Genomic DNA, 14,895 nt, shown 5'->3' on the forward strand with positions numbered 1-14,895 from the left:
AGGGATGCGCGCCATCAAAGTTGTCGACTACGACCCTTCCTGGCCGCTGCTCTTTGCCGACATCAACGCCGAGATCTCCACCCTGCTCGGCGGCCTCGCGCTTTCCATCGATCATATCGGCAGCACCTCGGTACCCGGCCTGGCGGCCAAACGGAAGATTGACCTTGATGCCGTCATCTCCGAAGAAGCCCTGCCGGCGGCGATCGAAATCGTGCGTGCTGCAGATTTCGTCTTCCATGGCGACACGGGAGAAAATCGATGGGCCTTCACGCGCGATCATCAAGATTACGGGTTCAGGCTCTATCTGTGCGGACCCGATAATCGCGCACATCGGGAGCGCATCCTGTTTCGCAACTATCTCCGGAAACATCCCGAGAGGGCCAAGGCCTATGCCGACCTGAAACGGCAGCTGGCTGCGGAGGCGAATGGCGACTGGGATTTCTACACCGGCGGAAAGACCGAATTTGTCGCCGAGACAATCCGGCTGGCCGTCCTGAAGACATGAATGGAGTGCGGGCGCTTAGTCGCGCCCGTGATCAATCGCCGTCGCCACGCCCCGATACGATCTCGCGCTTGCCAACGTGATTGGCCGGGCCGACGAGGCCTTCCTTTTCCATGCGTTCCACCAACGAGGCGGCTCTATTGTAGCCGATGCCGAGGCGGCGCTGGATGTAGGAGGTGGAGCATTTCTTGTCGCGCATGACGACCTTGACCGCCTGCTCGTAGAGCTCGTTGCCATCCTCGGAAGCCATGGCGCTCTTATCGAAGACGGCGCCGGCCTCCTCCTCTTCCGTCTCTTCCTCCTCGTCGGCGGTGACGGTGTCGAGATATTCGGGGCGGCCCTGGGTCTTCAGATGGGCAACGACCTTTTCGACCTCGGTATCCGAGACGAAGGGGCCGTGGACACGAGCAATGCGCCCGCCGCCCTGCATGTGCAGCATATCGCCCTGGCCGAGCAGCTGTTCTGCGCCCTGTTCGCCGAGGATCGTGCGGCTGTCGATCTTCGATGTCACCTGGAAGGAGATGCGGGTCGGGAAGTTCGCCTTGATCGTGCCGGTGATAACGTCGACGGAGGGACGCTGTGTCGCCATGATCAAATGGATGCCGGCGGCGCGCGCCATCTGCGCAAGACGCTGGATCGCGCCTTCGATTTCCTTGCCGGCCACCATCATAAGGTCGGCCATCTCGTCGACGATGACGACGATATAGGGCATCGGCGTCAGATCCAGCGGCTGGCTTTCCTCGATCGGAGCGCCGGTGCCCTTGTCGAAACTGACCTGGACCATGACGTTGATGGTCTCGCCCTTTTCGCGGGCCTGCGCCACGCGGTCGTTGTAGCCGTCGATGTTGCGCACGCCGAGGCGCGACATCTTGCGATAGCGCTCCTCCATTTCGCGCACGGCCCATTTCAGCGCCATCACCGCCTTCTTCGGGTCGGTGACGACAGGGGTGAGGAGATGCGGAATGCCGTCATAGACGGTGAGTTCGAGCATCTTCGGATCGACCATGATCAGGCGGCACTGTTCCGGCGTCATGCGGTAAAGCAGCGACAGGATCATCGTGTTGATGGCGACCGATTTGCCCGAGCCGGTGGTGCCGGCAACGAGCAGGTGCGGCATCTTGGCAAGCTCGGCGATAACAGGCTCGCCGCCGATGGTCTTACCGAGGCCGAGCGCCAGCTTATAGCCGCTCTTCTCGAAATCCTGGCTCTCGATCATCTCGCGGAAATAGACGGTTTCACGCATGACGTTCGGCAATTCGATGCCGATGACGTTGCGGCCTGGCACGACGGCGACGCGGGCCGAAAGCGCCGACATCGAGCGGGCGATGTCGTCGGCAAGACCGATGACGCGGGACGACTTCACGCCCGGTGCCGGCTCGAATTCATAGAGGGTGACGACCGGGCCTGGGCGGACATGGATGATCTCGCCCTTGATGCCGAAATCCTCGAGCACGCTTTCCAAAAGACCGGCATTCTGCTCCAGCGTCTCCTGCGACATGATCTCGCCGATACGTTCCGGCGGCTCCTGCAAAAGGGCGCGCGGCGGGAATTCATAGCCTGACGGGTCGATCTTCTCAGGCCTTGCCGCACGGCGCGGCGAGGGCAGAACCGCGGCGACGGGAGGCGTCGGCCGGGGCGCAGGGGCTGCCTGAGGAACCGGCGCGATCGGCGCTTCGGCAACAGGCGCGGGCCTTTCCAGCGATATTGCGGCCGGCGGGCGCACGGCAGCCCGCACAGATGTAGAGGCAGGCGGCTGAACCGGGCGGGATGCGACGGGAGCGGATTTCGGCGCGCCCGGACGCCATTCCATGACGCGGAACAATGAGGTGATCGATTCGGGCGCCGTCTCGATCTTCGGCAGGACGATCGCGGGCACACGAACCGGCTCGGCTTCCTCGAAGGCCATGACTTCCCAGAAGGCGAAATCCGAAATCGAAGAAAGTTCGGAAGCGGCACGCAGGCTCGGCGCATCGGCCCGATCGGAGAGCGGCGGCTGCTGCGGCTCGATCGTATGGACAGGGGCTGCGGCCACCTCGTCCGGCTCGGGCAGGTAGATATCGAACGGCACGTCGACGGTGACCGGCTCGATTCGTATCGCCTGCTGTGCAATCTGCGAATCATCGCGACCCGGCTCGTTCGGCGCGCGGCGCTTGCTGATCAGCGTCTCCGGCGTGCGGGTGAAGCGAACGTTCGGCGCCAGGGAGAAATTGCTCTGCCAGACCGGCGCAGCCGGCTTTTCGCCTGCGATTTCCTCCGGAAGTTCCGTTTCAAGTCCGCCGGAAAAATCCGCGGCATCCGTCAAGTTGGTTCTGGGAAAACGCATGCGTCCGCTACTCACTCATGCTTGGCAAATTACGACCCTACCGGGATAGAAAAGGAAGGTTAATAAGTTCCTTCCTGCCGTATCGTTCCGATACGGGTCTCGGAGGTAATTTGGTGCTATTTCAATGATTTGCGTGAGGCAGAAAAATCTTTGCCGTTTTAAGGGACGGGGTTAATGCGCCTCGTCCCAATTGGTGGCGGCGCGCGCATCGACCCTCAGCGGCACGCGCATTTCGAGCGCCGGCATGGTGGCGTTTTCCATGACCGAGACGATGATCGGCATTGCCTTTTCGACATCCTCGTCCTCGACTTCGAAGATGAGTTCGTCATGCACCTGCAGCAGCATGCGGACGCGCTCTGCAAGGCCGGCTTCAACAAGCGCCGGCTCCATCTTGATCATCGCCCGGCGGATAACGTCGGCAGCCGAGCCCTGGATCGGCGCGTTGATCGCGGCGCGCTCGTTGAAGGCGCGCACTGATGGATTGGAAGAGCGGATTTCCGGATAGTTGATTCGCCGGCCGAAGATCGTCTCGACATAACCCTTGTCGCGCGCCATGGCCTTGCGGCTTTCCATATAGTCGCGAATGCCGGGGAATCGCTCGAAATACTTCTTGATGTAGTCGCCGGCTTCCGAACGCTCGATCGAGAGCTGGTTGGCGAGCCCGAAGGCCGAGATGCCGTAGATGATGCCGAAATTGATCGCCTTGGCGCGACGGCGCACTTCGCCCGGCATGCCTTCGACAGGCACGCCGAACATTTCCGAAGCGGTCATGGCATGGATGTCGACGCCATCCTCGAAGGCCTTGGTCAGCTGCGGGATCTCGGCCACATGGGCAAGCACGCGCAGTTCGATCTGGCTGTAGTCGGCCGAAATCAGCTTGTGGCCTGGTGTCGAGATGAAGGCCGTGCGGATCTTGCGGCCTTCCGATGTGCGCACCGGAATATTCTGCAGGTTCGGCTCGGAGGAGGACAGGCGCCCCGTCGTCGTCGATGCCAGCGAGTAGGAGGTGTGGACCCGCTTGGTCTCCGGATGGACATAGCCGGGGAGTGCGTCGGTATAGGTGGATTTCAGTTTGGTTAGCTGGCGCCAGTCGACAATCTTGCGCGGCAGCTCGAAACCGGCGGCGGCGAGATCCTCGAGTACCTGCGCGGAGGTGGACCATTGCCCCGTTTTCGTCTTGCTGCCGCCGGCAAGGCCCATCTTGCCGAACAGGATGTCGCCCAGCTGCTTCGGCGAGCCGATGTTGAAACGCTCGCCGGCCAGCACGTAGATCTCGTCCTCCAGCCTCGCGGCACCCTGGGCCAATTCGCCGGAGAGGCGCGACAGGATCTGCCTGTCGACGGTGATGCCGCGCGCTTCCATGCGCGCCAGCACCGGCAGCAGCGGCCGCTCCAGCCGTTCATAGACGCTGGTCAATCCTGCCGCTGCGAGCCTCGGCTTCAGCACCAGCCAGAGGCGCAGCGTCACTTCGGCGTCTTCGGCGGCGTAATGGGTGGCACGGTCGATATCGACCAGATCGAAGGTAACGTTCGCCTTGCCGCTGCCCGCCACGTCCTTATAGGCGATCGGCGTGTGGCCAAGGAATTTCTCCGATAGCGGATCCATGCCGTGTGCGCCGGTTCCGGCGTCGAGCACATATGAAATCAGCATCGTGTCATCGAAACTCTTCGTCTCGATACCGTAGCGCTTCATTAGCAGGTAATCGTATTTCAGGTTCTGGGCGACCTTCAGAACCGTTTCGTCCTCCAGCAGCGCCTTCAGCCGCGGCAGAGCATCGCGCATCGGGATCTGGTTTTCGACAAGGCCGCCGCCGAGCAGATCGCCGACGCCGTTCTTATGGGTAAGCGGTATATAGGCGGCGCGGATCTTCGTGCCCGTGGGATCGGCCATATTGTCGGCGATCGCCATCGAGAAGCCGACAAGCTCGGCCTGCATCGCATCGAGCGACGTGGTCTCGGTGTCGAAAGCGACGAGGCCGGTATCGCGCGCATCGGCAATCCAGCGGTCGAGCGTCGCCAGATCGCGGATCGCAACGTAGGCCGAATGATCGAAAGGCAGGCTCGCAAAGGCTTCGGCCCGCGCCTTGGCAAGATCGGCAGGTGCGAAGGCGCCTTCGACCGCAGCCTTCGCTTTTGCGCGCGGCGGCACGGGCACAGCGTCGCCAGAAACTTCGGGGATGCCGCCGGCAACCGGTTCCGGCTCCGCCACATCGAGATCGGGGCCGTGGGCCGCCTCACCCCATTCGATACGGACGACCGCCGGCTCGATGGCGCTTGCATCACAATCGCAGACTTCCGCGACGCGGCGCGTCAGCGTCGTGAATTCCATCGTCTTGAGGAAGCCGATCAGCTTCGGGCCATTCTGCGGTTCCAGCACCAGCGCGTCGAGGTCGAGATCCAGCGGCACATCGGTGCGCAGCCGCACAAGCTCACGCGAGAGCTTGGCCATGTCGACATTGGCGAGGATCGTCTCGCGGCGCTTGACCTGCTTGATCTCGGTAGCGCGTTCGAGCAGCGTATCGAGATCGCCGTACTCCTCGAGAAGCTGGGCAGCGGTTTTCGGGCCGATGCCGGGAATGCCGGGAACGTTGTCGACGGAATCGCCGGTCATCGCCTGCAGGTCGATCATCTTTTCCGGCGGCACGCCCCATTTCTCGATGACATCGGGAATGCCGATCTGCTTGTCCTTCATACTGTCATACATGTGGACACTCGAGGTGACGAGCTGCATCAGGTCCTTGTCGGAGGAGACGATGGTGACGTCGGCGCCGGTCGCTTCCGCCTGGCGGGCGTAGGTGGCGATGATATCATCCGCTTCGAAGCCCTCGGTCTCGATGCAGGGCAGGTTGAAGGCGCGGGTCGCTTCTCGGATCAGGCCGAATTGCGGAATGAGTTCTTCCGGAGGCGCGGATCGGTTCGCCTTGTAGGCGTCGTAGAGATCCTTGCGAAACGTCTTCGAGGAATAATCGAAAATCACGGCGAGATGGGTCGGCGTCACGCCGACATCGGTATTGCGCGCATCCCTGAGCAGTTTCCACAGCATGTTGCAGAAACCGGAGACGGCGCCTACCGGCAGACCGTCGGTTTTGCGGGTCAGCGGCGGCAGCGCATGAAACGCCCGGAAGATGAATCCGGAGCCATCGACTAGGAAGAGGTGATCGCCTTTTTTCATGCGTGCATGGATAGCGCGGGCACGGGACGAGGTCCATATAAAGTTCGGCGCGCGAAACGGATTATGGCGTTCGAACCCCGACGACCCCGCTCACCAAACTGTTACCGATTTGTAACGCGCCTTCTCCCTTGAAAAACCACATTCGCAGCCACAAATCCATGTCACCGGCGTTTGATCGCGCCGCGGGTCTGATTGCCGGCTTGTCCCCCGCCGCATCAGGCTTGGACAAAGGCCTTATCCCCCTCTCCGGGCCTTTGTCCCCATTTTAAGGTCGCCATGGCCAACCTCCAGGCCATGGCGACTTTGTTTTCTCGCGATAGTCGAAATTCGATCGCAGCCTGCATGTTTTGGAGCATCGTCTGCGATTGCTGCATTGTCTCCGTCAAGCTTTTGAGCCAACTTGCAATCATGGGATTTAACCGCATGGATTCGGGAGCCTACCTTGCCAGCCAGTTGGCGAAGGGTTTTGCCCGCTCGCTGCATCAGCGCGCGGTCGGGCTCGGTTTTTCCCCCGGCCAGTTTCCCATTTTGCTGGAGCTCTGGGCCGAGGACGGGCTGACCCAGAAACAGCTTCTTGAGAGGGTCGATATCGAGCAGGCGACTATGGCCAATACGCTTTCGCGCATGGTCCGCGACGGGCTGATCGAACGCCGGCCGCATCCAACCGACAAACGGGCGCAACTGATCTTCCTGACGCCGAAGGCCCGCGCCATGGAGGCCGAGGCGATCGAGACCGCTCGCGAGGCCGACCTTGCGCTGTTCAAGGGTTTTCGGGTTTTCGAACGCGAGCTGACGCTCGAATATATCCGCCGGCTCCTGGAAAACGCCAAGGCGCTCTGAAAAGACGTGCGGCGCTATAAGATCACTCGCGGACAAGGTGCGCGCGGCGCAGCGGCAGCACGCCATTCTCGATCTGTTCGGCCAGAAGGCTTTCGCAGGCGGCGAGCTTGACGCTCGGCTCGATATCCGGCTTGCCGAGCAGAAGCCCCTGCACTTGCGTGCAGCCCTCCTCGACGACGATCCGGCGCTGCATTTCGGTTTCCACACCCTCCGTCACAACAGGCATGCCGAGGCTATGACCAAGGCCGATGATGGCGCGCACGATCGAGCGCGCCGCCGCATCATGTTCCAGCACGCCGGTAAAACTTCGATCAACCTTGATCTTGTCGAAGGGAAATGAGCGCAGGTTGGAAAGCGAGGAGAAACCGGTGCCGAAATCGTCCATGACGATGTGCACGCCAAGTTTGTGCAGCCGCAGCAGCGTCGTCATCACCCGGTCACGATCACGGATGAGCGCTGCCTCGGTGATTTCGATCTCCAACCGGTCGGGCGCAAGCCCGGTTTCGGCAAGGATCGCCTCGATCCGCTCACAGAGGTTCGGCAGCATGAATTGCACGGGCGAAAGATTGACGGCAATCCGCAACGGCAACGGCCAGCGCACGGCCTCCCTGCAGGCCTGCTGCAAGACCCATTCGCCGAGTTGGACGATCGAGCCGCTTTCCTCGGCGATCGGGATGAAGATATCGGGCTCGGTCAAACCGTGGCCCGGCCGGTTCCAGCGCATCAAAGCCTCGTAGCCGCCGATCTCGCCGCTTTGCGCATCGAGGATCGGCTGATAGCTGACATAAATCTGGTTGCGGATGATGGCATGGCGCAGTTCGCTTTCGATCTGGCGACGGTTCCTTGCCGCCTTGTCCATTTCCGCATCGAAGAAACACACCTTGCCGCGACCGTCATGCTTGACGCGGTAGAGCGCAGTATCGGCATTGTTGCAGAGATCTTCGGCAGCAGTTCCATCCGCGGGATAGAGCGCAATGCCGACGCTGACGCCGACGGCTGTGGGATCACGCGCCGTGTCCATCTCGGCGGCGAACTCGTCGAGGATCGTCGTTGCAAGTTTTTGCGCCGCAGCCGGCTGCTGCCCGGCGGGCTGGATGATGGCGAATTCATCGCCGCCGAGGCGGGCGATCGTATCGCTTTCATCGGCCACGCGGCGCAGGATCGAGGCGACCTTGCCGAGAATGCGGTCGCCTTCGGCATGACCGAAGATATCGTTGACGGACTTGAAGCGATCGAGGTCGAGATAGAAGAGGGCAACCTGGCTATTCTTTCGTTCGGCCATCTGCAACGCTTGTCGGATGCGGGTATCGAACAGCGACCTGTTCGGCAGATCGGTGAGCACATCGTGGTGGGCGAGATGTTCGATCATCTCCTCGGCCTGCCTGCGCTCGGTGAGATCACGCACTGCAAGCACCTCGCAATTGTGCCCGCGATAGACGATCCTGCTTGAGGTCACTTCGACGGCGATCTCCCTGCCTTTCCTGGTGTTGAGCAGCGTCTCGCCGGGCCCGTTCTGTCCTGTCCCCTGGGTAGCGGTCAAAACGGCCGAGGGCGCCTTGCCGGCAAGGTCGGCAAGCTTCCAGCCGGAAAGCCCCTGGAAACGTTCATTGGCATCGATGATCCGGCCATCGCGCAGGATCAACAGCCCTTCCTGTGAGGCATTCGCGAGCCCCCTCAGATCCGTCAGATGGCTTTCGATAAAGACCACCGCGAGCGCAATCAGAATGAGCGTCATCGCTGCCACCACGACGATCGTGGCAAGCAGGCTGGCATCGAGCACCGTTGCAGGAACCTGATTGCCGGGATCCGGCACGAGCGTGATGCTGGCCATCGAGATGAAATGGAGAGCGCAGATCGCGAGGACGAAAGTGATTGACGAGGCGACGAGCCGCCTCGCTCCCCTCAATTGGAAAAAGGCATAGAAGGCGGCGCTCGACAGCAGCGCTCCCGCGAGAACCGCACTCAGCGTCATGACGGGATCGTAGAGGATTACCGCCTGCGTTTCGATCGCCTGCATGCCGGTCAGGTGCATGGAGGCGATGCCGAACGCCATCAGCACGCCGCCGAAGATGGGAGAAAACCTGCCGCGGCTTTCTGAAGCGACGAGGATCGCCACCCACGAACCGACAACCGACAGGAGGAAGGAAAGCGCCGTCAGACCCAGCTGGTAGCCGATCGGCATGCCGCCGTCATAGGCCAGCATCGCGATGAAGTGCGTTGCCCATACGCCGGTGCCGAAGGCGAAAGCCGAGGCGCCGATCCAGAGTTTGCGCCGCCCGGCATCGCATTCCTGGGCGCGGGAAAGCGGCAGCATCGCCGACATCGCGCCGACCAGGCAGACCGCAGCGGCCGCAAGCACCAGCCGCCAATCATGATTGTCCCGAATACATGTAATGACCGAAAACATCCGAACCTCGAACAGCTGAATTCGGTCAGGCTATTTAGGTTGTACTAAATAACTGTAAATTGAATTAGAATTCTCTTCTATATTATCCAGCAAATCTTCCTGCTATCGGTCTATGCTCCGCTGGCCTTTCGCGCCGCCGATTTTTTGTTTTTCCGCCTCGCCTGCCTTTCTGGTTTGGTCTATCGTCCGGCCGAATTTCAAAAAGGAGTCGAAAATGACCGATATCAATCAGGTGCTTGCGCGCGCGGACCAAAACCTTCCATCGAGCCTCGACAAGCTGTTCGAACTTCTGCGCATCGAGTCGATTTCCACCGATCCCGCCTACAAAGCCGAATGCCGCAAGGCTGCGGAATGGCTCGTCGCCTATCTTGAAGGGCTCGGATTTACAGCCTCGGTGCGCGACACGCCCGGCCATCCGATGGTTGTCGCCCACCACGCCGGTGTTTCGACCGATGCGCCGCACGTCCTCTTCTACGGCCACTACGACGTTCAGCCGGTCGATCCGGTCGAACTCTGGGAAAACGATCCTTTCGAGCCGTCGATCAAGGATGTCGGCGAGGGCCGCAAGATCCTGACCGGCCGCGGCACCTCCGACGACAAGGGCCAGCTGATGACCTTCGTCGAAGCCTGCCGCTCCTACAAGGAGATCAACGGTGCGCTTCCCTGCCGCATCACCATCCTCTTCGAGGGTGAGGAGGAATCCGGTTCGCCGTCGCTCAAGCCCTTCCTCGAAGCCAATGCCACCGAGCTTAAAGCTGATTATGCGCTCGTCTGCGATACCGGCATGTGGGACCGCGACACGCCGGCGATTGCCGCAGCGCTGCGCGGCCTCGTCGGCGAGGAAGTCGTCGTGACGGCGGCCGACCGCGACCTGCATTCTGGTCTTTTCGGCGGCGCGGCAGCAAATCCGATTCATATTCTCGTCGAGGCTCTTGCCGGCCTGCACGACGAGACCGGCCGCATCACGCTCGACGGTTTCTACGACGGCGTCGAGGAAACGCCCGACAACATCAAGGCGTCATGGGAGACGCTCGGCAAGACCGCGGAAAGTTTCCTCGGCGAGGTCGGCCTTTCCATTCCGTCCGGCGAAAAGGGCCGGTCGGTGCTCGAGCTCACCTGGGCGCGGCCGACCGCCGAAATCAACGGCATCTGGGGCGGATATACCGGCGAAGGCTTCAAGACGGTGATCGCTGCCAAGGCTTCGGCCAAGGTTTCGTTCCGCCTTGTCGGCACGCAGGACCCCGACGCCATCCGCAAAGCTTTCCGCAGCTATATCAACTCGAAGATTCCGGCCGACTGCTCGGTCGAATTCCATCCGCATGGCGGCTCGCCGGCGATCCATCTCTCCTATGACTCACCTGTCCTGACCAAGGCGAAAACCGCGCTTTCCGACGAGTGGCCGAAACCCGCCATCGTCATCGGGATGGGCGGCTCGATCCCGATCGTCGGGGATTTCCAGAAAATGCTCGGTATGGAATCGCTGCTCGTCGGGTTCGGCCTCAGCGATGACCGCATCCATTCGCCGAACGAGAAATATGAACTCGTCTCCTACCACAAGGGCATCCGCTCCTGGGTGCGAATCCTTCAGGCGCTCGCTGCCTGAGAGGGAAAAGGGCGCGCCTTCAAACGGGATGCGCCCTTGCGAAAATCGCGACAACAAAAAGGCCGGTTCAAACCGGCCTTTCGTCGTCCGCTCGTCTCAGTGCCAGTTCATCCGTGGTCAAGGAGAAAGCGGTATTGCAATGAGACTGCCCCCGAAAGGTTAACGAGGCGTTAACGGCGCCAACTCTCTGCCGGAAACATTGCTTGGAGCTTCAAGGCGCTGACAGAAATTTCGCCGTTCAAGCTACATTCATCGAGTGCGGCATATAAGCCATTGAAAGATAAGATGAATGATAGCAGCAGCTACCGCTGCGGGCGAACGTTCTATCTTTTGTTTCAGGGGTATGCGGCCGAGGAAACGCGGCCAAGCGCTGCCTGAAAAACGTGCCAACAAGGACTGAGAAGCGTGAGAAACCTCTTTGTAAAAATTGCAGCAGCCGGCCTGTTCATGCTGGCGCCTGCCCTAGCGCAGGCTGCCGAGGGCTACTCGACGGCGAACGTCAACATGCGTGCGGGTCCGAGCACCCGATATCCTGCCGTCGCAGTCATACCCGCAGGTTCTTCCGTCGAGATCCGCGGATGCCTTTCCGACCTCAACTGGTGCGACGTCGAATTCTACGGCGGCCGCGGCTGGGTTTCCGGCCAATATGTGCAGGCTCTCTATCAGCAGCGCCGCATCTATGTCGGTCCGCAATATTACCGTCCGCTGGGCATTCCGGTTATCCGCTTCAGCGTCGACAATTACTGGGACCGCTACTACCGCAACCGCGATTTCTATCGCGAGCGTGACCGCTGGAGCCGAGGCCCGGACTATTACTACCGCGACCGCGACAACCGGGATCGCGATCGAGACCGTGATCGGGACAACCGGGATCGCGACCGGAACTGGCGTGAGCGGGATCGCGACCGAGATTGGCGCGACCGCGATGGTGACCGGGACCGGCGCGGCGACAATCAAAGAGATGATCGGCAAAGGGACGATTGGCAAAGGTACGATCGGCAAGGGGACGACCGGAGAGGCGATGATCGCAGACCGGACCGCAGGGATTTCGATTGCCGCCCTGGCGATCCCTCCTGCGACCAATGAAACAGAAGAGGACGGCCGGGCCGTCCTCTTTCGAGGTTTCCCAGCCAACGACAACCACCTAGAGCATTTCCGTTTTTCTCCGAGTCACTGAAATGCTCTATCTCTTTGTTTTCACGCAATTCCGGACGCAAAACCGCCACGCACTTTTGCTGGAATTGCTCTAAGAAAAAACCCGGCGCTCCCATGTAGGGATGCACCGGGCCTGATGTCGATCGGCGCGTGTTGAGGGGAGACGGCCGATCATTCGCGGGACGTGAGGGGGTTGTCCCGCTTCTCCATAAACATTCACGAAGCCTATTGGTTCCACCGACCGGACAGAAGATCTGCGGCGCAGGATCCCGGAACTCTCGACGATTGCGAGGCCCGTCAGTATTGAAGCGCCTTTCCGGCCTTTAACACCCCGTTAAATCGCCGCAATTACAGTTCAAGCGGATGATCACGTCGCCGACTGCATAATTCCTGAGATCGGGATCGATTTATGGGCAAAATTATGCGGCACTCCAGAGTGCTACAGCGCCGTTGTGCGAAGTCGGGCTTCGCGATCGAACATGGGATGCGACCACTCCGCGATGGCAGGCAGAGGCAGATCAGGCGACAGAATCGAACCGTCCTTCAGCGGCCGCCCGGCACGCGACGATGACGAATTCTCGCTCGATGCGGACGATCGCGTCGTTGGAAGCAGATCGGCGCCGCGTGGCGGTTCCAAGCCCCCGCCGCAGCGGGCCGCCTCCCGACGGCGGCGCGAGCCACGGGAGCGCGAAGGCGGCGGTATTTTCGGATTCCTGCGCCGCGTGATCTACTGGTGCGTCGTGCTTTTCATCTGGGCCGGCATCGGCGTTGCCGGGCTTGTGCTCTATTACGGCTCGCGCATGCCGAGCGCCAGCACGTGGGCGATCCCGGAACGGCCGCCGAACGTCAAGATCACTGCCGTCGACGGCAGCGTCATCGCTAATCGCGGCGCCACCGGCGGCGAGGCGTTGTCGCTCGAAAACATGTCGCCCTATATTCCGGAAGCCGTCATTGCCATCGAAGACAGGCGCTTCTATTCGCATTTCGGCGTCGATCCGCTCGGCCTCGGCCGCGCGATCGTGACCAACTTCACGGCCGGCCATATGGTGCAGGGCGGCTCGACGCTGACGCAGCAGCTTGCCAAGAACCTCTTCCTCTCCCCCGAGAGAACGCTGGAACGTAAGGTTCAGGAGGTGCTGCTCGCGCTCTGGCTCGAGCAGAAATACACCAAGGACCAGATCCTTGCGATGTATCTCAACCGCGTGTTCTTCGGATCGAATGCTTATGGCGTCGAGGCGGCGTCTCGCCGCTACTTCAACAAATCGGCGCGCGACGTGAACCTTGGCGAGGCCGCGGTTCTGGCCGGCCTGCTTAAGGCGCCATCGCGGCTTTCGCCGGCCCGCGACGCAGACGCAGCGAATGCCCGCGCCCAACTCGTGCTCGCGGCGATGCGCGAACAGGGTTTCATCACCGATTCCGAGGTGAAGACCGCGATGTCGCAGACCCCGTCTTCTGCCAAGAGCTATTGGTCGGGCGCCGGGCACTATGTCGCCGACATGGTGATGGACGAACTGCCGGGCCTGATCGGCGACGTCAAGGAAGACATTATCGTCGATACGACCATCGACAAGTCCTTGGAAAAGAAGGCCGAGCAATCGCTGGTCGACGTGCTCGACAAGGAAGGCGGCAAACTCGACGCCTCGCAGGCCGCCCTCGTCTCGATCGACGGCACCGGCGCGATCCGCGCGCTCGTCGGCGGCAGGGATTATGCGGCGAGCCAGTTCAACCGCGCCGTCAAGGCGAAGCGGCAGCCGGGTTCCTCGTTCAAGCCCTTCGTCTATGCCGCCGCGCTGGAAAAGGGGCTGACGCCCTATTCGGTGTTCAACGACGCGCCGATCCGCATCGGCGACTGGACGCCCGAGAACTACGAGAAGAAATACAATGGCGAAGTGACGCTTGCGACCGCACTTGCCAAATCGCTGAACACGGTCGCCGCGCAGCTGGTGATGTATGACGGGCCGGACCAGGTGATCAAACTCGCCCACCGGCTCGGTATCGAAAGCGAGCTGCAGCCGAACGCCTCGATCGCGCTCGGCACGTCCGAGGTCTCGCTGATGGAACTCACCGCCTCCTACGCCGCCTTCATGAACGGTGGCTACAAGGCGACCCCGCACGTCATCCGCCGGGTGACGACCGCCGAGGGCAAGGTTCTCTATGAAAACACCTATGACAGCCCGCCGCGCGTGCTCTCCGAGCAGATCGCCGCCGAGATGGATACGATGATGATGGGCGTCATCGAGAACGGTACCGGCAAGAGCGCCAAGATCCCAGGCTGGCAGGCGGCGGGAAAGACCGGCACGACGCAGAATTCACGCGACGCGCTCTTCGTCGGCTTCACCAGCAACCTCACCACCGGGGTCTGGTTCGGCAATGACGATGGCAAATCGATGAAGAAGGTGACCGGCGGCGGCTTGCCCGCAAAGGCATGGAAGGAATTCATGGTCGCCGCCCATAAGGGTCTTTCGCCGGCGCCGCTCTTCGGCAACGGCCAGCTGATCGGCGATCCGAACGGCGGCCAGCCGATGGCGCAGGCAACCCCCGACGGCGGAGAGCCGATGACGGCCGAAGTGCCGCCGTCGACGACGATCGGCGGGATCATTTCCGGCGTCTTCGGCGGCGACGCCAACGCCAACCGCTATCCGCAGGCGCCTGTCCGGCAACAGGCGGCAACATCAGGAAACGGCCCGGTTCCTCCAGCCGACGTCGCCGAGGACGATGGTTCCGGTTATGGAAGCATCGTGCCGCCTGGCGATGTCGGAGGGGCGCAGACGACGTCTTCCGTCCGGCCGCGGCGCACGACCCTGCTCGATCTGATCATGGGCCAGTGAGATCCTTGCTGCACGCCCGGCGCAAGCCCGATCCTCTAAAACATGTCGCGATCTTTCAGATTTGCT

The 14,895-nt window shown here is 61.5% G+C and carries 8 protein-coding genes; 5 read left to right on the top strand and 3 right to left on the bottom strand.

The features are described from left to right. The first annotated feature begins 4 nt into the window (after positions 1–4). Positions 5–505 carry a GrpB family protein gene (locus tag EFD55_RS19495; RefSeq protein ID WP_125846681.1) on the top strand — a complete coding sequence of 167 codons (501 nt, stop codon included), beginning with the start codon at positions 5–7 and terminating at the stop codon, positions 503–505. A 31-nt stretch (positions 506–536) separates the two neighbouring features. On the opposite strand, the gene EFD55_RS19500 is transcribed toward EFD55_RS19495, so the two are convergent. Then, positions 537–2,825 (bottom strand): DNA translocase FtsK, encoded by a 2,289-nt coding sequence (locus EFD55_RS19500; protein ID WP_125846682.1) that lies wholly within the window; start codon positions 2,823–2,825, stop codon positions 537–539. 171 nt (positions 2,826–2,996) lie between these two features. Then, entirely contained in the window at positions 2,997–5,996 is a 3,000-nt protein-coding gene (gene polA / locus EFD55_RS19505) for a DNA polymerase I (protein ID WP_125846683.1), read from the bottom strand. A 423-nt stretch (positions 5,997–6,419) separates the two neighbouring features. Between polA and EFD55_RS19510 the strand changes: the two genes are divergently transcribed. Next, positions 6,420–6,836 (top strand): MarR family winged helix-turn-helix transcriptional regulator, encoded by a 417-nt coding sequence (locus tag EFD55_RS19510; RefSeq protein ID WP_125846684.1) that lies wholly within the window; start codon positions 6,420–6,422, stop codon positions 6,834–6,836. Between the two features lie 22 nt (positions 6,837–6,858). Here EFD55_RS19510 and EFD55_RS19515 read toward each other — a convergent pair whose 3' ends face one another. Then, positions 6,859–9,243 (bottom strand): bifunctional diguanylate cyclase/phosphodiesterase, encoded by a 2,385-nt coding sequence (locus tag EFD55_RS19515; protein ID WP_125846685.1) that lies wholly within the window; start codon positions 9,241–9,243, stop codon positions 6,859–6,861. 214 nt (positions 9,244–9,457) lie between these two features. On the opposite strand from EFD55_RS19515, the gene EFD55_RS19520 reads away from it, so the two are divergent. The 3 genes from EFD55_RS19520 (at position 9,458) to EFD55_RS19530 (ending at position 14,829) form a co-directional block, all read left to right on the top strand. Further along, positions 9,458–10,846 (top strand): M20/M25/M40 family metallo-hydrolase, encoded by a 1,389-nt coding sequence (locus tag EFD55_RS19520; protein WP_125846686.1) that lies wholly within the window; start codon positions 9,458–9,460, stop codon positions 10,844–10,846. Between the two features lie 405 nt (positions 10,847–11,251). After that, positions 11,252–11,932 (top strand): SH3 domain-containing protein, encoded by a 681-nt coding sequence (locus EFD55_RS19525; protein ID WP_125846687.1) that lies wholly within the window; start codon positions 11,252–11,254, stop codon positions 11,930–11,932. Between the two features lie 569 nt (positions 11,933–12,501). Beyond that, positions 12,502–14,829, top strand: coding sequence for a transglycosylase domain-containing protein (locus EFD55_RS19530; RefSeq protein WP_125846688.1), 2,328 nt, complete (start codon positions 12,502–12,504; stop codon positions 14,827–14,829). The last annotated feature ends 66 nt before the right edge of the window (positions 14,830–14,895 follow it).

It is taken from the genome of Rhizobium pisi (assembly GCF_003938655.1).
GTDB classification, from domain to species: Bacteria; Pseudomonadota; Alphaproteobacteria; order Rhizobiales; family Rhizobiaceae; genus Rhizobium; species Rhizobium pisi.

Bases quoted from the DNA above. Each gene is read 5' to 3' on its own strand.
- EFD55_RS19495 (WP_125846681.1), top strand. From the start codon at position 5: ATGCGCGCCATCAAAGTTGTCGACTACGACCCTTCCTGGCCGCTGCTC.
- EFD55_RS19500 (WP_125846682.1), bottom strand. From the start codon at position 2,825: ATGCGTTTTCCCAGAACCAACTTGACGGATGCCGCGGATTTTTCCGGC.
- polA (WP_125846683.1), bottom strand. From the start codon at position 5,996: ATGAAAAAAGGCGATCACCTCTTCCTAGTCGATGGCTCCGGATTCATC.
- EFD55_RS19510 (WP_125846684.1), top strand. From the start codon at position 6,420: ATGGATTCGGGAGCCTACCTTGCCAGCCAGTTGGCGAAGGGTTTTGCC.
- EFD55_RS19515 (WP_125846685.1), bottom strand. From the start codon at position 9,243: ATGTTTTCGGTCATTACATGTATTCGGGACAATCATGATTGGCGGCTG.
- EFD55_RS19520 (WP_125846686.1), top strand. From the start codon at position 9,458: ATGACCGATATCAATCAGGTGCTTGCGCGCGCGGACCAAAACCTTCCA.
- EFD55_RS19530 (WP_125846688.1), top strand. From the start codon at position 12,502: ATGGCAGGCAGAGGCAGATCAGGCGACAGAATCGAACCGTCCTTCAGC.